At 66.2% G+C, this 20,875-nt stretch carries 14 protein-coding genes, 1 tRNA gene, 1 rRNA gene and 1 other annotated feature; of the genes, 10 read left to right on the top strand and 6 right to left on the bottom strand.

Translation table 11 applies throughout. The features are described 5' to 3' along the window. Window positions 1-26: 26 nt before the first annotated feature. Window positions 27-563 (bottom strand): DUF4159 domain-containing protein, encoded by a 537-nt coding sequence (locus RSPPHO_RS09670; RefSeq protein ID WP_081581711.1) that lies wholly within the window; start codon window positions 561-563, stop codon window positions 27-29. Between RSPPHO_RS09670 and RSPPHO_RS09665 the strand changes: the two genes are divergently transcribed. The 9 genes from RSPPHO_RS09665 (at window position 535) to RSPPHO_RS17825 (ending at window position 14,416) form a co-directional block, all read left to right on the top strand. Continuing rightward, window positions 535-1,053 carry a hypothetical protein gene (locus tag RSPPHO_RS09665; protein ID WP_041794969.1) on the top strand — a complete coding sequence of 173 codons (519 nt, stop codon included), beginning with the start codon at window positions 535-537 and terminating at the stop codon, window positions 1,051-1,053. The genes RSPPHO_RS09670 and RSPPHO_RS09665 overlap by 29 nt on opposite strands. Window positions 1,054-1,064: 11 nt before the next feature. Continuing rightward, complete coding sequence (locus tag RSPPHO_RS09660) at window positions 1,065-1,499, top strand: hypothetical protein (RefSeq protein ID WP_014415060.1); 435 nt, start codon at window positions 1,065-1,067, stop codon at window positions 1,497-1,499. Between the two features lie 119 nt (window positions 1,500-1,618). Continuing rightward, window positions 1,619-1,837: a hypothetical protein gene (locus RSPPHO_RS09655; protein WP_157879166.1), complete on the top strand. Its 219-nt coding sequence runs from the start codon at window positions 1,619-1,621 to the stop codon at window positions 1,835-1,837. Further along, window positions 1,827-6,317, top strand: a complete 4,491-nt coding sequence (locus RSPPHO_RS09650) for a phage tail tape measure protein (RefSeq protein ID WP_041794966.1) — start codon at window positions 1,827-1,829, stop codon at window positions 6,315-6,317. Before RSPPHO_RS09655 ends, RSPPHO_RS09650 begins: the two co-directional genes overlap by 11 nt. Continuing rightward, window positions 6,253-10,137 (top strand): hypothetical protein, encoded by a 3,885-nt coding sequence (locus RSPPHO_RS09645; RefSeq protein ID WP_162138093.1) that lies wholly within the window; start codon window positions 6,253-6,255, stop codon window positions 10,135-10,137. Before RSPPHO_RS09650 ends, RSPPHO_RS09645 begins: the two co-directional genes overlap by 65 nt. A gap of 1 nt (window position 10,138) precedes the next feature. Beyond that, window positions 10,139-11,683, top strand: coding sequence for a hypothetical protein (locus RSPPHO_RS09640; RefSeq protein ID WP_041794964.1), 1,545 nt, complete (start codon window positions 10,139-10,141; stop codon window positions 11,681-11,683). 391 nt (window positions 11,684-12,074) lie between these two features. Continuing rightward, on the top strand, window positions 12,075-12,557 hold the full coding sequence (locus tag RSPPHO_RS09635) for a hypothetical protein (RefSeq protein WP_041794962.1): 483 nt from the start codon (window positions 12,075-12,077) through the stop codon (window positions 12,555-12,557). Beyond that, on the top strand, window positions 12,554-13,960 hold the full coding sequence (locus RSPPHO_RS09630; protein WP_014415053.1) for a hypothetical protein: 1,407 nt from the start codon (window positions 12,554-12,556) through the stop codon (window positions 13,958-13,960). Before RSPPHO_RS09635 ends, RSPPHO_RS09630 begins: the two co-directional genes overlap by 4 nt. A 9-nt stretch (window positions 13,961-13,969) precedes the next feature. Then, window positions 13,970-14,416: a hypothetical protein gene (locus RSPPHO_RS17825; protein ID WP_014415052.1), complete on the top strand. Its 447-nt coding sequence runs from the start codon at window positions 13,970-13,972 to the stop codon at window positions 14,414-14,416. A gap of 645 nt (window positions 14,417-15,061) precedes the next feature. On the opposite strand, the gene RSPPHO_RS09620 is transcribed toward RSPPHO_RS17825, so the two are convergent. Both RSPPHO_RS09620 and rrf read right to left on the bottom strand, forming a co-directional pair. Next, a tRNA-Met gene (locus tag RSPPHO_RS09620) sits at window positions 15,062-15,138 on the bottom strand. A gap of 52 nt (window positions 15,139-15,190) precedes the next feature. Further along, window positions 15,191-15,305 (bottom strand): 5S ribosomal RNA (gene rrf, locus RSPPHO_RS09615). 69 nt (window positions 15,306-15,374) lie between these two features. After that, window positions 15,375-16,160: a sequence feature (23S ribosomal RNA rRNA prediction is too short), on the bottom strand. Between the two features lie 185 nt (window positions 16,161-16,345). On the opposite strand from rrf, the gene RSPPHO_RS09610 reads away from it, so the two are divergent. Beyond that, window positions 16,346-18,592 (top strand): methyl-accepting chemotaxis protein, encoded by a 2,247-nt coding sequence (locus tag RSPPHO_RS09610; RefSeq protein WP_014415051.1) that lies wholly within the window; start codon window positions 16,346-16,348, stop codon window positions 18,590-18,592. Window positions 18,593-18,648: 56 nt separating this feature from the next. Here RSPPHO_RS09610 and RSPPHO_RS09605 read toward each other — a convergent pair whose 3' ends face one another. The 3 genes from RSPPHO_RS09605 to RSPPHO_RS09595 form a co-directional block, all read right to left on the bottom strand. Next, a complete protein-coding gene (locus RSPPHO_RS09605) occupies window positions 18,649-19,101 on the bottom strand; it encodes a hypothetical protein (protein WP_014415050.1) in 453 nt (150 codons plus the stop codon). Between the two features lie 160 nt (window positions 19,102-19,261). Next, on the bottom strand, window positions 19,262-20,152 hold the full coding sequence (locus RSPPHO_RS17820) for an OmpA family protein (RefSeq protein ID WP_014415049.1): 891 nt from the start codon (window positions 20,150-20,152) through the stop codon (window positions 19,262-19,264). Between the two features lie 260 nt (window positions 20,153-20,412). Next, on the bottom strand, window positions 20,413-20,826 hold the full coding sequence (locus tag RSPPHO_RS09595; RefSeq protein ID WP_014415048.1) for an acyl-CoA thioesterase: 414 nt from the start codon (window positions 20,824-20,826) through the stop codon (window positions 20,413-20,415). Window positions 20,827-20,875 lie beyond the last annotated feature (49 nt).

Genomic DNA, 20,875 nt, shown 5'->3' with positions numbered 1-20,875 from the left:
CCCCGGCCGTCATGTTATTGACCCCCCTACCGCCCCAACCGCTCCAAGATCGCGTTCATGTGAACCTGATCCCCCTTGTAATTGCCGGTCAGGGCATAGATCACCAAGTTGACCCCGAAGCGATAGGCCAACTCGCGCTGTTGGGCTCCCCCGGGGATCACCGCGAACAGGTAGCCGCGCTGGGCTTCATGGGCCCAGGCGCCGGCCCAATCCGCATCGCCCAGCAGCACGGGGGCCACGTCGTCGTTATCGCCCCCTTCGGCGATCCAGGTCGTGGTGCCGGCAAGGCGGCCGGGCAGGGCGTCGAGCAGATAGAAGCTGCGGGTCAGGACGTGTTTCTCGGGCAGGGGATGGAGCGGCGGGATGTCGAGGCCGGCGACCAGGGGTTGGGGGTCGGCGCCGTCGCGGCCATCAAGCACCAGCAAGCCGCCGGCCCGCAGATACCGGTTTAAGCGCTCGCGGGCCAGCGGCGGCAAGGGAGCCTGTCCCGCCGTCACCGGCCAGTACAGCACCGGGTAAAGCAAGGGATCGTCGGTGCGCAGGTCCAGGCCCTTTAAATTCACAGGGCGCGGGCTTTACAGTGAGCCTAGCGCAGCACTGCTCGACACCGCCGACTTCTCGGCAGTCAAAGACCCAGAAGTCCTGGATGCGACCACGTTTGCCCTCCAGGTGGGTGAGGTTGACCTGGGGGCCGTCGGCTGGGTCCCCGTCGGGCAGTCCCTCACCCTGAGGGGTGGAGGCGAGGTTAAAAGCAAGTCGCGCACGAGCTACGACGCGGTCGAGGTCACTGACCATGCCCTGTCCGGCGAGGTGCTTTTTGAGGCGCCCGAGCTGGCGACCTATAACCCGTGGGCGCACCTCGACGGGTACCAGCGGATTATTGCCACGCGCGGCACTCGCCTAGGAGAGCGATGCGAGGTGTGTATCTACAACGCCCAAATCGGCAAAATATCCACCCGCGATGACAATGAAGACTGGATGATGACGCTTCCTTTCACCGCACGACCGCAAGATGGTGGTGGTGACAACGAAGTATCAATCCGGTTTTTTTAGGAGGAAACCTCATGTCTATTGTTTTCGTTGTCCCTGCAGCGGGGTGGACTTTTACTTCGGTGGTGGATCTCACCCTCCCCTCGGGCGAGGTGCAGTCCTTGCCCATCACCTACCGCGCCCTGCCACCTCGTCAGTACGCTGACCTGTTGGAGGCCAATGTCCGGGGCGACCTGCCCAACCCGGACCTCGTGCGGAGCATCGTCACTGCCTGGGGCGCGCAGGACGAGGCCGGCGCCCCCCTGAGCCTCAACGACGAGCGTGCTACCGCCGCCCTGGAACACGTGTGGGTGGCGGGGCCGGTCCTCGCTGAGTACCAAACGGCCCTCAGCCGAGCGATGAGAAAAAACTCGCAGACGTCGGCCGAGCCTGGGCCCGAGCCGGCTACGCCCCCCGCGCTCTCGGCGACCGAGAGCGGGACGGTCTCGGGCGAGACCTTGCCGCACTGACCGGCGGGGCGGCTGCTCTCCCGCCGCCGCCCTCAGCCCCGCCGGCGGCTGAGGTCGAGGTCCACCCCGACCACGCCGACGCTGTACGGCTTTTTTTGCTCGCTCAAAGAGAGTGGGTGGTGTCCGACTACTCCGGCACCCCCACTCGTTTTGATCTCCCTGCCGCACTCGCACTGTGGGAGGCCCTGGGCTGGCCCGTCCGATCGGGCCGCCTCGCGCCCGACCTGGCCCGCGTCCAGGTAATTACCGACGCCGCGTTGGCCGAAAGCAACACCCTCCTGGCCGCCCGACGAGAGCGGGAGGCCCGAGCCCAGCAGAGGTACCGCCGTGGCCGGTAGCGCACACCAGACCGTCAGTCTCACTCTAACCGCTGACGCCTCGGGCCTCCTGGGCCCCCTGCGGGCGTCGGGCGAGGCGTGGCGCGTTTGGACGGCGGCCGCTCAGGGGGCTGGGGTGGCGGGTCAGGCTACTGCCTCGGCCGTGGCGGCGGTAGGGGCGCAAGCCGCGACGGGCGCTCAGGGCCTGGAGCGGGCTGCCGCGACCGCCGCTGAGGCCGGGCGCGCCCTGGCCGGGACCAGCCAGGGCGCCGCCGCTGCCGGCCGGACCCTCGCTGAGACGGGGCGGGCTGCCGCTGCCGTTGGGGCGCAAGCCGCGACGGGCGCCCAGGGTCTGGGGCGTGCCGGCGCCGCCGCCACCGAGGCCGGGCACGACCTGACGGGGGTCACCAAGGCAGCTACCACCACCGGCCGGGCCCTGGCCGAGACCGGCGCCGCCGGCGCCAAGGCGGCCCGTGACCTTGGGCGCCTCGACGGGGCGGCCGCTCCCTTGGCTCGGGCTGGGGAGGCCGCGACCCAGACCGGGGCACGTCTGCGCGAGGCCTCCGACCTGACCGCCACCCTGGCCCGGGCGGCGGTCGCCTGGGGCGGGGTTCAGGTCGTCGATCGGGCTGTGGGGTCCTGGACGCGCTACGAGTCCCAGCTCGTGGGCGTCGGCAAGGTGGCCGACGTGACGGGCCCGGCTCTGGCCAACCTCGGCAAAGAGATCACCGCGCTAGGGCGACGCCCCGAGCTGGGTGCGACGACCGACGAGTTGTTGACCATCGCACAGAGCGCGGGCCAGCTGGGCGTCGCAAAAGAGGATATCGCAAACTTCACGGCTGAAATCGCCAAGGTCCAAGGCGCCAGCGACTTGACCGGCGAGGCCGCCGCCGCGTCGTTTGCCCGCATCCTAACCTTAACCCACGGCGCCGCCGCGTCGGTCGGGCGCCTGGGCTCTGCCGTGGTAGCGCTTGGCAACCAGTATGCCGCGACAGAGTCTGAGATTACCTCGGCCGCCCTGCGGCTGTCGCAAGACCTCTCTATATATAATGTGTCGGCGTCCACGGTTGTCGGTCTGGGGGCCGCGCTGGCCACGCTCGGCGTCTCAGCCGAGCGTGGGAGCGGGGCCCTTGCACGGGCCTATGCGGCGGTTGATCAGGCGCTCCGTCGTGCCGGCGAGGGCCAAACGGCGCTGGCCAAACTCACCGGGCAGTCGGCCGCCGACCTCAAGACGGCGTGGGGGCAGGACACGACGGGCGTTGTCTTGCAACTCCTGCAAGGTCTGGGCCGTCTCCAGGGCGCCGGCGGGGACGTGGCGGCCGCCCTAGCCCATATGGGCCTGACCGCCACAGAGGACGTCAGTACCCTGGGCGCCCTGGCGACGTCCGTTGGCACCGTGACGCAGGCGGTCGGCCTGGGCAAAACTGCGTGGACCGAGAACACCGCCGCAACAAAAGAAGCAGAAGCGGCAGGAAAAACGGCAGAAAGCCAGTTAAAAGTATTTCAAAATCGCATCGAAGAACTACAAATTGACCTTGGGAAACAGCTAACCCCGGCGCTGCTGTCGGCTGGCGACAGTCTGACCGCCCTACTGGGTGCGGCTCAGGAGACTGGGACCCTCGAAAGCGCGGCCGCCGGCCTGGGGGAGGCGGCGCGCTGGCTGGTGGCGCCACTGGGTGCTGCTGCCAACAACCTCGATCTGGTGGTGGCGGCGGCGGCGGCGCTGACGACCACGGCGCTGCTGCCGACGCTCACGGGGTGGGGCGCGGCGGCCGGTACCTTTGCGGTCAACGCCCGCGCCGCCGCCGCCGCCGCCGGAGGCTTGGCGACGGCAGCCGGGCGCTTGGCCGCGCTACAGTCGGTGGGTGGCGGCCTGCTGGCTGCGATGGGGGGGTGGGCGGGGCTGGCTTTGGTCGCTGGCGTAATGACCCTGGCCGGGGGTATCGCCTACCTAGCCGTCCAGGAGGACGACGCATCGAGGGCGGCCCGTACCCACACGGCCGCCCTCGACGCCGTCAAACAGGCCAACGAGGCCGTGGCCAAGGCAGCAAAAGCGGCTACAGACGAGACCAAAAACCAAACCGAAGAAACGAAGAAACAAACAGAAGAAGCGAAGAAGCAGGCAGTCGCGCTTGTTGAGACTGCCCGTCTTAAGCTCCAAAATGATATTGACGAAGCCGCCCGCGTCAGCGCAGCGGCGGGAAAAGACCTGCAACGAGCGCTCAACCAAGTTGGCGCGGGTGGTGCGGACACCCCGTTTAACAGCCTGATTGACCGCTACGACGCGGGGCGCCTAGCGATTGAAGAGTTCCAACAACAGGTTGCGTCTATCGGCTCTGACATGCCCGACTGGCGGGCCGAGGCCACCCGCCTGACAACGTTGGTGCAGGCTCTCCTCGATGCGCGACTGGCGGCGGCGAATGCCGATAAGGCCTTGGACCTGTTTAATCGCCGCGCCAAAACCCCGCTCACACGCGACCCGACACACGACAACGGAGGCCCTGCCACCCCCAGTCCCGCCCCCAAGGCACCGGCGTCCGAGGACTGGACGCTACCCACCAAGGGCACCAAGTCGGACCCTTGGGGCGACTGGGTCAAGGACACCAAAGCCGCCACCGCCGCCTCCCTCGCCCTGGCCGACGCCGTGGGTAAGGGCGCGACGGCCACGCAGGTGGCCGAGGTGCAGGCGGAGGCGGAGGCGCAAGCGACGCGCCTTGGGGTCCAGCATAAGGGTGAGATCGTCGACCTCCTGAGTAAGGAGGCCGCCGCTCGTCGGGTGCTGGCCTCTCGCCAGTGGGCCGACGACACCGACGCGGAGACGGCGGCGACGCAACGGCTCACCAAGGCGGCGCTCGAAAGCCAGGAGGCTCTCGAAGAAGCGGTAATTGTTAATAAAATTATAGCGGAGCAACGCAGACAAAACGTTGAAGCGTTGTCTGAGCAAGGAAAGGCTATTGAAAAGAGTGTAAGACAACAAGAAAAAACAAATAAAAATAATGAAAAAGCAACATCATTAAGCAAAATTAACGAAGAAACAACCGCCTACCAGAAGCAAGTTATTTGGCTTCGCCAAGTCTCTCAATTGCGCGCCGTCTCGGGCGCGGAAATGGAGCAAGCGCAAGAGCTGGCGCGCCGCAACATTGACTTGTCGTCCGGCGAAGCAAAGCAGGAACTTGCCGCCGCCAAGGCCCGATCCGAGGCGGCCCGCGCCTGGGCCCGCGAGGCCGCTGAACGGTCGTCGTGGGCCGAGGGCGCCAAAAACAGCCTCGACGACTTTGTAACCGCCTCCAAGGATAGTGGCGCCCAGGCGGCGGCGGCGTTTGGAGGGGTCTTCTCGTCTTGGTCATCCGACCTCGCTGACTTCCTCGCCGACTTTGATTTTTCAATGAAATCAATGGGGAAGCTGTTCGGCTCCTTTGGCGACGCCGTCTTGCGCGAGGCGGCCCGGGTGGTCTCGTCGCGCACTGTGGGTGCGGCTGCCGAGCTGGTCGGCGACTTGTTTTTTGGTAGTAAAAACAGCGGCGGCGGCAGTAGCGGCGGAATACTGAGCGGAGTTATTTCCGGCGTCGGGAGTTTTGTTAAGGGCATATTTGGCTTTGCTGATGGCGGCAAAGTAACGGGCTCGGGTGGCCCTCGTGAAGACCGAGTACTCGCGCGCCTCTCGCCCGGCGAGTACGTTGTCAACGCCGCCGCGACGGCCCGTCACCATGAGCTTGTCCGCGCCGTCAACGACAACGACGACGTTGCAGTGTCCCGCGCTGCTGCCTCCTGGCTCAAAGCCCACACCCTTTACCCGGGCGACTCTGAGCTGGCCCACGTCACACCGCGTGAGGCCGCCCTGCTGCGGCGCCTCGGGGGGCGCGGCGTGCTCAACCCGGTCACGGGCCTGCGCCAGTACCTGGAGGGGGACACCGGTGGGGTCGGCGACACCGGGTCGGGCCGAGACTCAGGCGGATCAGATGGCCCGGAGAATATGGGCCGCGACCGGGGCACGGTCTCGGCGGCCGACGCCGTGGGGGCCACCGGGCGCGACCGTGCCGCAGGCGTGAGCCGAGGCGGCAGCGACCGCTCCGCCGTCAGCGGCTGGGCCTCACTGACGGGTCGGTATAGCGACCTCATGGAGGCGGATCGGCGCGCTGTCGAGGCGCTGGGGGGGCTACACCAGTACAACGTCAACCGCGCGTCCCTGGCAATGCGCACCGCCACCCCTGACCTAAGCGACAGCCTCCAGGCCCGCGCCCTAGACTTTGCCGGGGTCGGCCACCCGGGCGGGCTCCTTGACTCCGACCTCACCCACACGGTGGTCACGACGCTGGCCGGCGTGCTGGGCGGCCCGTTTGCGGCTGCGGCGGTGGCGCTCGTTAATGACGTGCGACGCGGGCAGCTCAACGTGTCGTCGGTGGGTGGTGCGGTGKGGGGGTGCGGCGGGTGGCGCGGTGGGGGGGCTGGTGGGCCGGCTGGTCGGGCAGGCCGCCATGGCCTCCGGGGTCGGGCTCGATAGCCTTACCGGCGCCTCGACCCAGGTCTCGGCGGCGGCCGCCACCCCCGGCGAGGCGGGGACACAGGCGCGCGCCGTCGCCGAGGGTCTGCGTGAGATCGCCGAGCGGGGCGGTGGGGCGGCCGACGTGGCCCGCGCCAGCGCCGAGGCCCTGGAACAAGTGGCCGCCGTTGATCCGGCTGCCGCCGACGCCATGGCCCAGGGCGTCGCCCACGCCCTCGCTCACACCGCCGAGCGGGTGGCGCACTGGCGGGGTGAGCTGGAGGCCGCCTCCCCGTGGGGCGACGAGACCACCAAGGCCGTCGCTAGCGCCCGGCAGCAATGGGATGAGTTTGCGGCGTCGCTGACGACTACTCTCGACGCCGCCGCCAAGGCCGGTGAGGGCGAGTACGCCCAGGCCGCTGTCCGGGGGCTGCTCACTGACTTGGCCGCGCTCGACCGCTCGGCGGCCGGCGCCTCCGAGGTGCAGGTCAAGGCCGCGTCGTTGCGGGCGGAGTTTGACCGGCTCGCCGGCATTGTGGTGGGGTTTGGGTTAGATGCTCAGACCACTGTCGTCGGCCTAACAAAGTCCTTGGACGGCCTTAGCCGGCAGGTCCAGAACGACCTTTTGGGTCAGATCGACAGCCTGACCAGTGGCATCGGCTCGTCCTTGCGGGACCTGACGACGTCGTACCGCGAGACCGTGGCCGACCTCCAGGCTCTGTCCACGACCGGCGCGGTAGAGGCCGGCGCGGCTGGCCGGGTCATGCTGTTGGGTGCCGCCAAAACCCTGGGCCTGGAGCTGTCCGGCCTCGCCCAGCTCTCGGCCGAGCAGCTAGCCCGGGTCGTGGCAGGCCTCGACCCGTTGCCACCCGCCCTCGACGAGGCGGCCCAAAAGGTCGTGGCGCTGCGCACCTCGGCCGCTGACTTGGCCTCGGTGCTGGAGGCGGCCGGGGTCGAGGCTGGTGTGGCGGCCGGGGCGTGGTCGCGGCTCTCCAAGGCGACGGCCGACGCCGCCATCAAAAGCACGGCCAACCGCCTCGCGGGCAAGGCTTACCTGACCACGCTAGAGGAGACCGCCGCCGAGGCCGAGGCCTCGTGGTGGGAGCTGGCCCTGGCGGGGGGTGACTGGGCCCAGGCCGCTACCAACGCCGCTGGTCTGGTCGCCGAGAGCGTCGCCGACCTGTCGGCTGACGAGCTGCGGGCTCTGCGCCGGGAGTATGAGGCGGCAGGCACGGGCGCCGCCCACTACCGTACCGTCATGGCCGGCCTGACCAAGGCCCTGGGGACTGCAACCGAGGCCGCCGCAAAGGAGGCGGCCAACCTTAATAAGGACCTGGCTGACCAGCTGGCCGAGGCCAAGGCGGGCGACACTGTCGAGGACCAGCTCGCCCTCCTTGAGCGCGAGTGGGCGGAAAAGAGGCAGGCCTACCTGGAGCAAGGCGCCGACATGGCGCTTGTTTTTGAGCTACAGGGCCTTGCCATTAATAAAATCATCAAAGAATTTGCAGAAAAAGCGGTAGAAACGGAAAAAGAAGCACAACAAGACCGGCTTGCGGCTCTCAAAGATTCTTACGATAAAGCCAAGACGTTAGCCGATTACGGCACGTCCACAGGTCAAACGCTGCGGGCTTATGTCGACAGCCTGCGGTCCTCTACCACGAGTGTCTCGCCCCGCGAGGCTTACCGAGCCGCCCAGGAGACCTTTGCTGGTGCGCTGGGCGTTGTCGCCACCTCTAAAAATGAGACACTTGTCAAGCAGGCGCTAGAGCGTCTCCCTACTCTGGCGGACGCTTTCTTGGCCGCTTCGCGGGAGGCGACGGGTGGGTCAGCAGTACACGCGGCCGACCGGGCTTGGGTCGAGGCGTCGCTAGGCGCTATCGCCGAGATCTTGGGCGTCAGTGCCTACGACCCCGACGCCGAGCAGACGGCGATCCTGACGGCCCTGCGTGACCACGCCGCGAGCATCGCCTTGCAGACCACAGCGGCCGCCAATTTGCTGGGCGACCTCACGCGGGGCTGGCGCACGCTCGACCCTGCCGGGTGGCGGGCCGAGCTGGCGACCCATGGGGCGGTGTCCGAGGCGGTCGCCGCCCAGACCTGGGCAGCGGTCGATCGCAACCGCGACGCTGTGTTGGATGCCGGCGAGGTCCAGGCGGCATATGCCCTCCAGTCGCTCCTCAGGAGCGACGCGTTGGCTGGAGGCCTGGGGGCTCTGCTCTCCCAGGGTGTTGGCGACGGTGTCCGCCTCGACACCTTGCGCGGCGCTGTGCTGGAGCGGGGCGTGGCCTCGGAGAGTGCAATCGTCCGCCTCCATCAAGCGGTGGATGCTGACGGCAATGGGATGCTCTCGGCCCTCGAGATCACCAACGCCCTGGCGTGGCAGTCCCTGACGACTGACGGCGTGGTCGCCAACACCCTCGCGGCCCTCGACGGTCGTGCAGCCGCCATGGCCGCCAAGCTGGCGGCGTGGGACACGGACAGTGACGGAGGGCTGGGGCTCAAAGAGTTTACGGCGCTCGCTGCCCAGTACGGCGCTTCAGCAGACGAAGCAAAGCGTATATTTACCTCGCTAGACGGCACAAACAAGGGAATACTTTCTGTCGCCCAGCTGACGGCCGACGGCACGTGGGCGACCGCCCTGCATACTGGCGACTTAGGACCCCTTGCTAAGGATGACGCGTTATACTCGTCCATGCTGTCGCTTTTTGGCGGTGGCGGATCAAGCAACTACTTGTCGCAGCTTGTCGCTGCGCAGGCGACGGCCAACGGGCTGCTCGCCCAAATCGCTGCCGCCGAGGCGGCCGGAACCGCACCGGGCCCCGGGGCGGGCGGGACTGTCGCGGTGCCCCGGGCCCTGGCCACGGCCGACGTGGCGCAGCTCGCGGCACAGTACTTAGCCGCTAACCCTGACGTTGCATCGGCGACTGCGCGCAATCCGAAAGAGCTGGCGTCCTCGTGGTGGGGGGCGCTGGGCGACGCCCGCGCCTACACGAACGACTCGGCAGGTGGGGGGGTCTTGTCCGTGACATACGACCCCCAGACCGGCATGAGCGTGCCGACATCGCCCATCGACTGGGGGAGTGCCACGCTTCCGTCCGACGCTACGTCGTTGGCCCTCGCCCATTACTGGCGCTATGGGGCGGCCGAGGGCCGCACCCTGTTTGAGGGGGAGGGTCGTACTGACCTTAAAACGCTACACGGTTGGGCGCAGGCGTACGCCGAAAGAAATACAGATGTATATGAAGCATGGAAGGATGACCCAGGGCAGCTTTCCGAAATAACAGTCAAAAAAGAAAACGGTATTACGAATATAATGCATGGAATAGATCTGAACTTTGATGATTTTATGCTAACTCACTGGTTAACGTACGGACAAAAAGAGGGTCGTTCTTTTGCAGATGGCGGCAAAACCCCGGGCCCGGGTAAAGTGCAGGGTCCGGGCGGCCCACGTGATGACCTCGCCTATATATTCGCGTCTCCCGGCGAATACGTCTCCACCGCGGCCGCTACGGCCCAGCACGAGGGACTGCTGGCGTCGGTCAATGCGGGCCGGGTGCAGTATCTGGATGTCCTCCCGGCTCTGGTCGCGCCTGTCGTGGTGCCGACGCTCCTGCCCTCGACCTCGGGGTCGATCGATATGAGCCCCCTCCTCGATCGGCTGGACGCGTTGGTCGGGCAGGGCCGGGAGGTACTGGCGCTCGTCCGCGAGGCCGATACCCGAGGGGAGGCACGGGGCGCTCGCGTGGAGCGGTTGCTGTCTCACCTCGCGGAGGCCGAGGCCGACGCGGCGACCTACTTGCGCTGGCTGGGCTCTGCGCTGACGCGTGCCGGGAGGGTGTGAGGTGATCACCAGGCTCCTGGATCTTGATGCCTACCACCTCCCCACGGGCCGGCTCCACCGCTGGCGCCTGTGCACGCCGCCGACCTACCAGCTGCGGGGTGGGCCGTGGCCGGGGCTGTGCTACCTCCCGCTGGTGGTGCAGCCGCCCGAGGTGACGGTGTCGGTCGCCAGCCCGTCCGCCCCGGCCCGCCTGTCGGTCGGTGGCGTGGTCCTCGCCAACCACCTCTGGGGCGGCCCTCGCCAATGGTGGGTCGAAGACGTGGCAACCGGCGCCCTGGTGGAGGTGGCGCTCCCCGGAAGACCACTGACCCCGCTGCTGACGGAGTATGCCGTGGCTGGGCGGCGGGTGGTCGAGCGGCTCATAGAGGTGGGAGGCGCTTATAGCAGTGCCCAGTCTGTCTTTTCGGGGGTCGTTGCTGCCGATCCAAAACAGTCAAAAATTTATCAAATAGACATTGAGGTAATGGGCCAGGAAGAGCTGTGTAATATAGCTCTACAGAGTGACTTGGACGTATACAAAAATGAAGATATATTCGGCGAACACGAAGATGTTCGAGAGTCTCTCAAGGGGAAGTCGCGAGAAGTTGCGCTCGGCGAGTGCGTTGTTGAACCGACGTACCGAGGCACCCGCGACGGCCGGCACGTCTATAGTGTTAACGGTGTGCGCCGGGTGCATGCGGTGGAGTGGGTGAGTAACCGGGGGTCGCGGTATACCCGGGTGGCGGCGGACCCCGGCATCGGCGAGTGGACCGCCGATCTGGCGAGCTCGCTCCTGACGCTCGGCGGTGCCAAGCCGGAGAGCCTGCGAGCCAAGGTCGTGGGGGACGCGCCCGGTGGTGAGTACCTCGCCACACTGGGGCAGGTGGCGGGGCTGGTGCTCGGTCGAGCGGGCCTCCCTGGTCTGCCCTGTGACCTCCACCAGGTCGTGGGTCTCGCCTACGCCCCTGGGGACGCGCCGACTGTCGCCACTGTCCTCGACTCCCTCGCCGCGAGCGTCGCTCGGGGCGGGTGGTACGTGACGCACGCGGGGAGTGTGTGGCTGGGGCGCCTCCCGGGGTTCGGTCCAGCCGTGGCGACGTACCGCGCCGGTGTCAACTGCTCCCCGGCGGTGCCGTCCCTGTCGGCCGGCGGCAACGCCCCCGCGAGGGCTGTCGCCCTCCAGTGGGGCGCGGTGCCCGAGGTGGATGATCTGGCTGATGCCGCCACGGCACAGGACCAGGCCCTGCTGGCCACGACGTGGCGCACCGTCAGGCGGGCGGCCGTGGACGTGGCTGCGGCCTACCCCCTCGCGCGGGAGGTGACGGTCGAGACGGCGCTCCAGCGCGCCACGGACGCCGAGGCCGAGGCCACAGCGCTCCTGACCGATCGGTCCGTCGTGCGCCGCACATGCAGCCTCGACGTGTACGACGGCGCCCCGGGGCTTGACGTTGGCGCCGTCATCCACGTGACAGGGGGTGCCTTGGTCCCGGGGCGGACGTGCGTGGTGCTGGGGCGGGAGTCCAGAGGACGTCTGCGCCGCACCAGTCTGATTGTGAGCCCGCTGTAGGATGGATGTTATGGCTACATTGTTATGCGCCAACAACCTGGTCGGTGACGCGACCGTGACAGGGTCGCCCTGCTTGCCCACTGCACCGCTATCGCTGGTGCAGACCTGGCCCCCGTCGCTGCGCGCGGTGGTCCCAGCTGTGGGTACCGAGGCGGCGCCGATCACCGTGAGTGCGGCGTGGCCGGAGGCGCGGCTGGTGTCGTATGTCGGGCTTTTTGATCTTAATCTCAGGCAATCTTCGCTTGCCTCTCTCCGGATATATGGGGATAGTGCACGATCATACCTAATACATTCCGAGGTTAGACGTGTACTCCCTCCGCTTCATGAGCCTCAATATTATCTTTTTGGGGACGACAATCTTTTTCTTGGGGGGATCCCTGAGCAAGAATACATGAGCGTCCCGACATCTGTGCACTTTGTTTTTGACCCACTCGCCGCGGTTGTTGTGGATATTGCCCTTTGGGGGGAGACGTATACACAGGCAGGCGATAACGACAGTCAGACCGAGATCGGCCTGATCTGGGTGTCTGGGTCGTTGGAGGTGGCCTGTTGGGCAGGAACGAAACACCGGAGAGATCCCCAGGGGCAGAGCGCGTCGGTGCCGGGCGTGGGGGATGCCATCGACCCAGGGTTACCCCGCAGGGGGGCGACGCTGAGGCTCGACGACCTCGACCTCGACGATGCCGGCGCGATAGCCAGTTTTATTTGTTTCGTTGGCGACACGCAACCATATGTGTATATCCCTGATCACCGCGACCCCGCCGTCACGTGGCGGTGGGGAGGGCTCTACCGGTTGTCGTCGGTGACGGAGAGCACGACAACGGAGAGGGGGCGCGTCGCCCTGGACCTACAGCTCAGTGAGGCCACGATATGACTGACGACCCGACGCCCCACATCGCCTACCTCTGGACTATTAATGCGGGCCGCTACAACCAGAGCACAAACCCCGGGGGGCTGGCCGGCCCCGGTGGGATGACCGCCAATTACCCAAGACTCTGTCAAGCCATGTCGGCCGTTGGGGCTGCCACCACCACCGCCGCCACAACCTCCACCGCCGCCGCCACACAAGCCACGACCGCCGCCACCACCGCCACCGCCCGGGCCGCCGAGGCCGTGGCCGCGGCCCAGGCTGCTGCCGCCTCGGCCGCGGCCGCTGGGCTCCCTGCCTCCCTCGGCCCAGCCGGATCAGTCCTGACCAGCACGGGCACCGGCGCCGTGTGGCGCTACGATCCAGAGGATGACCCGGCCGCCCAAGTGATCGGCGTCGCCCTTGTGGCGACGGGCGGCGGCACCGGTACTTGGGCGCGGGTGGACAAGGGCGGCAACACTCTGTCGGGCAGCGATTACGCCCAGGGGGGCGCGGCATTCAACGCGCATCCCGTGTGGGGTGGGATGGTCCCTGCGACCCTGGACGGCCAGCTCATGGTCCGCGTCCCCGCGTTCTACTATCGCGTGGCGCTGGCGCCGCTGGGCAGCGCACAGGCCGGGAAGACCTGTTGGTGGATCAGCGATCGCCCCCTGGATGGCTTTGTGCTCCATCCGGCTTTTTACAAGGATGGCGCGCCGGTCAATCAGTTTTGGGTTGGCAAGTATCAAGGCAGCGACAGCGGCGGCACCAAAGTGGCTTCTGTGGCTGGGGTTATGCCACTAACCAATATCTCCTTCACCGATTACCAAGCCCGATGCGCTGCCCGCAACACGGGGGGTGTGACGGGTTTCATGCTGTGGTCGGTCTACCAGTGGGCGGCCCTGCAGATGCTGGCCGTTGTCGAAATGGCCAGCACGGAAAGCCAAGGCCTCTTGGGCTCCGGCCGGGTGGCCGAGGGGGGTGTCGCCGCTGTGGACGCCGCCGACGTCGCGAGCGCGACCTATCGGGGCATCGTCGGGCTGTGGGGAAATGTGTGGCAGTACTGCGACGGTATACGCGTCCAGGCCACGTCCGGCACTCTCGCGCTGTGGGACCGCTTGGGCAACAAAGCGTGGGTGGACACCGGGACGGCGCGGGCCCTCTCAGGGTACCCCGTCAGCTTTTTTTCCCACGCCGGCGCAGCCCACAATTTTCGCGACCTATTTTTGCCCGCTACAGTGACCGATACCGCCAACCTCGCGAGCGTGCCCGATTACACCCTGAGCACGTCAAGTGCGGCCCTGGAACGGGTCGCAGCGTGTGGCGGCACCTATAGCACCGGGTCCGCCGCTGGGTTGTGGGCGGTGGCCCTCACTGAGCCTGACACCACCTTCTACGCCAACACCGGCGGCCGCCTGGCCAAGGTGTGAGGAGGACACATGTACGCGACTGCCGACGGCACGCTGATCGACGCCCTGCCGGCCGCCCTGGCCGACGCTGCCGACGATGTTCTCGCCGACGCAGGCCTGTTCCATGTGCGCGAGAGCGTCCCCCCAGGCTTTGACCCGGCATCCCAGGCTCTGACGGTTGACGGGGGCGTTTGGGGCTTTGATGTCGGCGGGCCCTGGCCGGTGGTGACGCTGGCCTGGGCCGTGCGCCCCTTGACCGAGGCCGAGCGCGTGGCCCAGGCCCGGGCGCGGCAGCCGGCGCTCTTGCGCCGCTTGCAGGAGATCGACACGGCATCGATCCGCCCGGCGCGGGCCATTGCGGCCACCCTGGGCCAGGGCGGAACCCCCGACCCCGCCGACGTGGCCACGCTGGCGGCGCTGGAGAGTGAAGCGCAGGCCCTGCGTGCGGACTTGGGGCCAGACCCTCCTCTGCGTTAGGCGGGGCTGGGGCGCTCTCAACGCCCCAAGCCGGGGGGGATATGCCCCCCACGACCACACCTCGGCCGCGACGCGGCCGTCCCGCCACCCCTGCAGGGGCGGGAAAGTTGTAAGGTACCGTGGACGTGGAGGACGCCCCCCGTCCAGGAGACGGCAAGCGACGACTAACTCAGTCGCGCCCCTTCGGGGGCGCCTCCCCCTCTTTCCTCGTCCTCACCGCCGAGGCGGCGGTGAGGCTCGCTGCCCTCGCAAGGTACCGGGAGTCCCAGGTTGTGGTGTAGGGGCCTACGCCAGCCCCCCTTGGGGGGCGACTCTCTTCATAAGGTCGCAACCGTCCCAGGGCGGTTGCGACCTTATGTGTCAGGGCCCGGGCCACAACGTGTGCCAAATCGCGCGCCGATTTGTGCCAAATCGCGCGCCGGGCTACAGCGGGCTGGGCGCATAAACTTCCACTGGCCGGTCACCCTTCCCGCCAAAGGTGGCTTATCAACTCAATGGGTCGGTCCTGGCGTACAGAAGCCCCCCGCCGTTTGTTGTATCCCCTGCATGCGCAGGGACGAACCCTTTCCTTGCTGCCATAGCCTTGAAAACAAAAACGCCGCCCCTGGAAAGGGCGGCGCTTAAGGGATTGATCTTTAAAAAACTTGGTTGCGGGGGCCAGATTTGAACTGACGACCTTCAGGTTATGAGCCTGACGAGCTACCGGGCTGCTCCACCCCGCGATAAGGCTATTTGACAGTGTAAAGAGCGTTTCTTTGACAGACGGCTTTGAAGGCCTGGCGGCGACCGACTCTCCCACGCCTTAAGACGCAGTACCATTGGCGCTGAACAGTTTCACGGCCGAGTTCGGGATGGGATCGGGTGTTTCCTGTTCGCCATGACCACCAAGCCATCGAAGCCGTCTGATGATGTCGTTATGGGAATTTACAAGCGCTAGGGCCGGCCTGGCCGCTGCGCGTTTATCAAGCCGATCGGACGATTAGTACCGGTTAGCTTCACGCATTACTGCGCTTCCACACCCGGCCTATTAACGTGGTGGTCTACCACGGTCCTGATAGGGAAACCTGGTTTCGAGGGAGGCTTCCCGCTTAGATGCTTTCAGCGGTTATCCTGTCCATCCTTAGCTACCCAGCGATGCCACGGGCGTGACAACTGGTACACCAGAGGGATGTCCATCCCGGTCCTCTCGTACTAGGGACAGCTCCTCTCAAGTTTCCTACACCCACGGTAGATAGGGACCGAACTGTCTCACGACGTTCTAAACCCAGCTCACGTACCACTTTAATCGGCGAACAGCCGAACCCTTGGGACCTGCTCCAGCCCCAGGATGTGATGAGCCGACATCGAGGTGCCAAACACTGCCGTCGATGTGGACTCTTGGGCAGTATCAGCCTGTTATCCCCAGAGTACCTTTTATCCGTTGAGCGATGGCCCTTCCACGCGGGACCACCGGATCACTATGACCGTCTTTCGACTCTGCTCGAACCGTCGCTCTCGCAGTCAGGCGGGCTTTTGCCATTGCACTCGTCAGCCGATTTCCGACCGGCCTGAGCCCACCATCGCGCGCCTCCGTTACTCTTTAGGAGGCGACCGCCCCAGTCAAACTACCCACCCTATAAGGGTGTTTCAGGAAAAGGGTCAAGGGACTCGGTCCCTTGCGGGGGGGCGGGGCAGAGCCCCGCAGTTTTTTAGTTTTTCAAAGCGTCAGAGTATCGCCTCTCCAAACAGGGTAAACCACCCGACGCCCTCCTGCAAATCTTCCTCGGTTCTCCATTGTCTCTCCCTCTGGACAAGTCGTTTCGTAATCCCAAAAAAGCGCGCGGAAAAGCGCCCCAAGGTGTATAAAAGGACGGCACTAGAACCGACTAATGTCGGGTAGGTGGTTGTTCTTTTGGAGCGGTTTGGCGTGCGGCGGGGGAAGCGAGGGGGATGAAACGAGTGAAATTCATGGGATCAATTCGGGCGCGCGCCGTTCTGGCGTCGGTGGTTCCGTTGTTGCTTGGGGCCGGTTTGTTGTGTGGTCTGTCCTTTTACCAAACCCAAGAAAGCAACCAACGGGCGACACAAGACCGGTTGAATCGCACCGCCGATCTGATTGAGCATCATGTGGCACGACAATCGGCACTGGTTGAAACCCTGGCCGCCGCCCTGGCCGGACTGGAACCCGTGCAAACCCTGACGGCGGCCCGCGACCACGACGGGTTGGTCACGCTGCTACGTCCGGTGTTCAAGGCGGTGTCGGGGGCCTACGAGATCACCCAGATGCAGGTCCATGACCCCAAGGTTATTTCCCTGGCTCGGCTGCATCAAGAAGAGAAGTGGGGCGACGACCTGTCGGGCAAGCGGCCCATGCTGGTCGCGGTCAATAAGGAGTTGAAGCCGCGCGAGGGCATCGAGACCGGGGTGTTTGGCCTGTCGATTCGGGGCGCGGTGCCGGTGATGGCCGGGGGGCGGCACGTGGGGTCGCTGGAAACCGGCTCATTCCTGACCGATGCCTTTCTCAAAACCCTGGTTGGCGAGGGCACCCAGATTGCCGTCTATGGTCCGGGCAAGACGGGGGTGGAGCGCCAAGCCTCGACGCTGGGTGATCGTCCCGCTTTCCTGGACGGCGAGAGTGTGGGGCGCGCGGCGGCCGGGCAAGCGGTCAGCGCCACGGTGGAGCGTGACGGTCGGACCTGGGCGGTGGGGACCCGCCGCCTGAGCGACGCCATGGGGGCGCCGTTTGGTGTTTTGGAAGTGTCCGTGGACATCAGCGATCTGGTGGCCGAGTTTCACGAGGGGGCGATGTGGAGCGCCGTCATCGTCGGCACCATTGTGATTTTGGGCGTGGGCGTTGCGTTGGTGTTTGCGTGGTCTCTGACCGGCCCGGTGCTGGCCACCACCCGGGCCATGGCCGCCTTGTCGGATGGGCGCGATGACATTGTGATCGTGGGCGAGACCCGCTCCGATGAGTTGGGGCAGATGGCCCGGGCCTTGTCGGTCTTTCGCGACGTTTTGGCCGAATGGCGTAAGATGGAGGCGCAAAAGGTCTCGCGCGAAGAGGTTGATGCCCAGAAAATCAACGCCTTGCGGGCCATGGCCGACACCGTTGAAACCAACGTTCATGCCGCCGTGGACACCGTGGCGCAGCGCTCGCGCGAGATGTGTGCCCAGGCTGATGCCCTGAAATCGTCGGCCGGCCGGGTGCAAGATCACACCACGTCGGTGGCTGCGGCCGCCGAGCAGGCTCAGGCCAGCGCCCGTTCCGTTGCCAGTGCCACCGAGCAACTGACCGCCTCGATTGGGGCCATTGGGGAGCGCATGACCCAATCGGCGGCGATTGCCCGCGAGGCGGTGGCGACCGCCAGCCAGACCCAAGGCGTGGTCCGCACCTTGGAGAGCGTGGGCGAGAGCATTGGCGATGTGGTCAAGCTGATTGGCGACATCGCCGCCCAAACCAATCTGCTGGCCCTCAACGCCACGATTGAGGCGGCGCGGGCCGGCGAGGCGGGCAAGGGGTTTGCCGTGGTGGCGGGCGAGGTCAAGTCATTGGCTGGTCAGACCACCCGCTCCACCAGCGAGATCGAGCAGCGGGTGGGAGAAATTCGCAAGGTCTCGCAAGACGTGGCCCACGCCATTGGCCAACTCAGCCGGACCATCGAGGGCATCAACGCCCTAACCGGCGACGTCGCCCAGGCGGTGGTCGAGCAGCAGGCCGCCACCGATGACATCGCCCGCAATGTCCGCGAGTCCTCCGAGGCCACCTTGGATGTCTCGCGGCGCATCGTGGCGGTGGCCGACGAGGCCCGCTCCAACACCGACAAGGCCGACAGCCTGCGCCACGACGCCGAAACCCTGTTAAGCGCGGTGCGGGATCTGGGGGGGCGCGTCACCCAGGTGGTGCGGACTTCGGCGGACGAAACGGATCGGCGGCGTTTCCGGCGCTTCGAGTGTTCCGTGCGGGTCCGGCTGGTCCATGGCGGCGCGTGGCAGGAGGCCCAGTTGCACGATATCTCCCGCCAGGGCGCCTTGATTGTGCCTGTTCAGCCGTTGGCGCAAGGCGAGGCGATTCAGATGGAAATTCCGGCCCTGCACGCGACCTGGACCGCTCATGTCATCGGGCATAGCGATGTGGGGTTGCACTTGGCGTTTGATGAAGAGCATGAGATTGCTTTTCATCGGTTGGGGGTGGCGTAAGGCAGAAGGCAAGGCTGGGGAGGTGGGCCTCCCCAGACCCCTCTTTCTTTTTTCCGTTAGCCGGGCGGCAGTACGGGGACGGGGGAGGCGCGGCGGATTTTCTCGGGGTCGATCCCGAGGGCCCGGTCGAGGGTGTCGGACAGGCCTTTGAAGGGGAGGGTGGTCCGCAGGTAGGCAGTCACGCCGTCGCGCTTGTCCGCGACAATGGGGGCCCAGGTGAAGACCAGGGAGCCTCGGCGCTCCCATTCCTGAATGCTGGGGGTGTCGGCCAGCCGCAGCACCGTTTCCTCCAGATCCGTGGACGGGCCGCAGGCCACCCAGGCGGGTCGAGTCCCAATGATCCACAGCACAAAGACGCCGGCGCGGCCGCGCAAGGGCTGGGGGCGGCTGGCCAAGGCCATGAGGGGGACGTACTTCAGGTTGGCGTTGCGTTTCCAGAAGGGGTCAAGGGGGGCTGGCGGTGGGGCAGGGGACGGTGATGCGCCGAACAGGGAATCCAGGAAAGACATAACGCAGGAGGCCTCCCGTGCCGGATCGTGGGGGTCAGCCGTGTCCCAGGGAAAGGGGGGCTGATGCCAGTTTAGAGCACTCGGGGCTTTCGTCTCTAGGATTGTTGAAAGAAAGGGAAGGCTGGGGAGGCGGGGCCTCCCCAGACCCCTCCATTCTTTGTCAAGGATCGACGCTGATGCGTACCGCCCGGTTTTCGGGGTGGGCCACGTGGGGGCCGGTGGCGACGGGAAGGCGGCTGTTGCCCAGGGCGGTTTCGGCAATCTGGGCCGGGGAGATGCCTGCATGGAGCAAGGCCATTTTAACCGCGCGCACTCGCTGGGCGGCCAGCACGATATTGTGCAGTTCGGCGCCCACGGTGTCGGACCAACCGTTCAGGGAAATAGCCTTGCCGCTCCGGGCCGCGCGGGCCGCGCCGGCGATGACCGCCAGCGATTCGGGGGACAGACGGTCGGATCCCGGGGGGAAGAGGACGACAAAGGCGGTGTCGGTGGTCGAGGGGCACAGGCCCTTGAGGGTCGCCAGCGCGCTTTCCAGGCCGGACGAGAAGCGCTGGAGGGTCGGGCTGACTGGGCTACCGTCGAGGGCTCCCAGCAAGCCATCGAAGGAAAGCTGGGCCACGGCTGAGGTTCGGGGGTCTTTTTCCCGTGTGCCGCACTGGTAGAAAGTTTCCACCAGATCTTCTCGCACCTCATACAGATCCTGATAGGTGCCGCCGTCGCTGCGCAAGGGCGGGGGCAGGGCGCCTCTGAGGTCCCAGGTTTCGGGCAGGTCGGGGGGGACCACGGCGCCCTCGGCGGCCAGCAGGCCTTTGCGGGCCCAGTGGCGAGTGTCCAAGCCGGCGGCGGCTTGTTCCTGGGCGAGGGATTGGTAGCCATCGGCCAGCGCTTTGGTAAAGGGGGAGCCGATCCGCTCCTTGGCGCTCAAGGTTTGGAGCGGCTGGGGGTCGTTCCAGTCGAAGGGCCCCATGGCATGGCCGACCGGGCCGTGGGTTTCACAGGCGGCCAGCATGGTGCCGGCCAATAAAAGCAAGGTGAGTCTCAAGGGGCCCATGGCCTACCCTCCCCGAGGTTTTTTGGGGGTCGATTCTGCCCCCCCTGTTCCTTAAAAGCGCCCGATGCGCCAACACCTTCCCCTTCTTTTTTAAAAAAAAGAGGCGGTCTGGAGGCTCTCGCCTCCAGGCGGGGTCCGGGGCGGCAGCCCCGCGTTCCCAAATCGTGCGGCAGCCCGGCGTTTTCACGAGCAGATCTTTAAGAGTTCGTTAGGGAAGCATACCGGAAAGGCTAGGCAAGGTGTAGCCCAAAAACCCAGGTCTAGGCGGGCCGCGTGTCCGGGTGCCAGGGATGGGGGCGGCCGCTTTCATCAAGGGCGACAAAGACAAAGATGCCCTCGGTCACTTTTTCGATGGCCTCATCGCGATGGCGGCGGACCCAGGCCTGCACCTGAATGGACAAGCTGGTGCGTCCCGAGCGGACCAGTTCCGTATAGCAACTGAGTTCATCTCCCACAGAGACCGGTTTGTGGAAGGTGAAGCCGTTGACCGCCACCGTGGCGACGCGGCATTGGGCGATCTGGCGGGCCCGGGTGCCGCCGGCCAGATCCATTTGCGCCATCAGCCATCCGCCAAAAATATCGCCGTAGTGATTGGTATCGGCCGGCATGGCCACGGTGCGAATGGACAGATGGCCACGGGGCTCGGCGTCGGGGGCGGAGGGGGCATCGCTCACGCTGTTTCTCCTTTGTGGTATTTTGGAGGGGGGTTGCTGTTTTGCTCGG

This window comes from Pararhodospirillum photometricum DSM 122 (genome assembly GCF_000284415.1).
In the GTDB taxonomy this organism is placed as follows: Bacteria; Pseudomonadota; Alphaproteobacteria; order Rhodospirillales; family Rhodospirillaceae; genus Pararhodospirillum; species Pararhodospirillum photometricum.
This window is presented reverse-complemented; position numbering and strand designations above follow the sequence as displayed.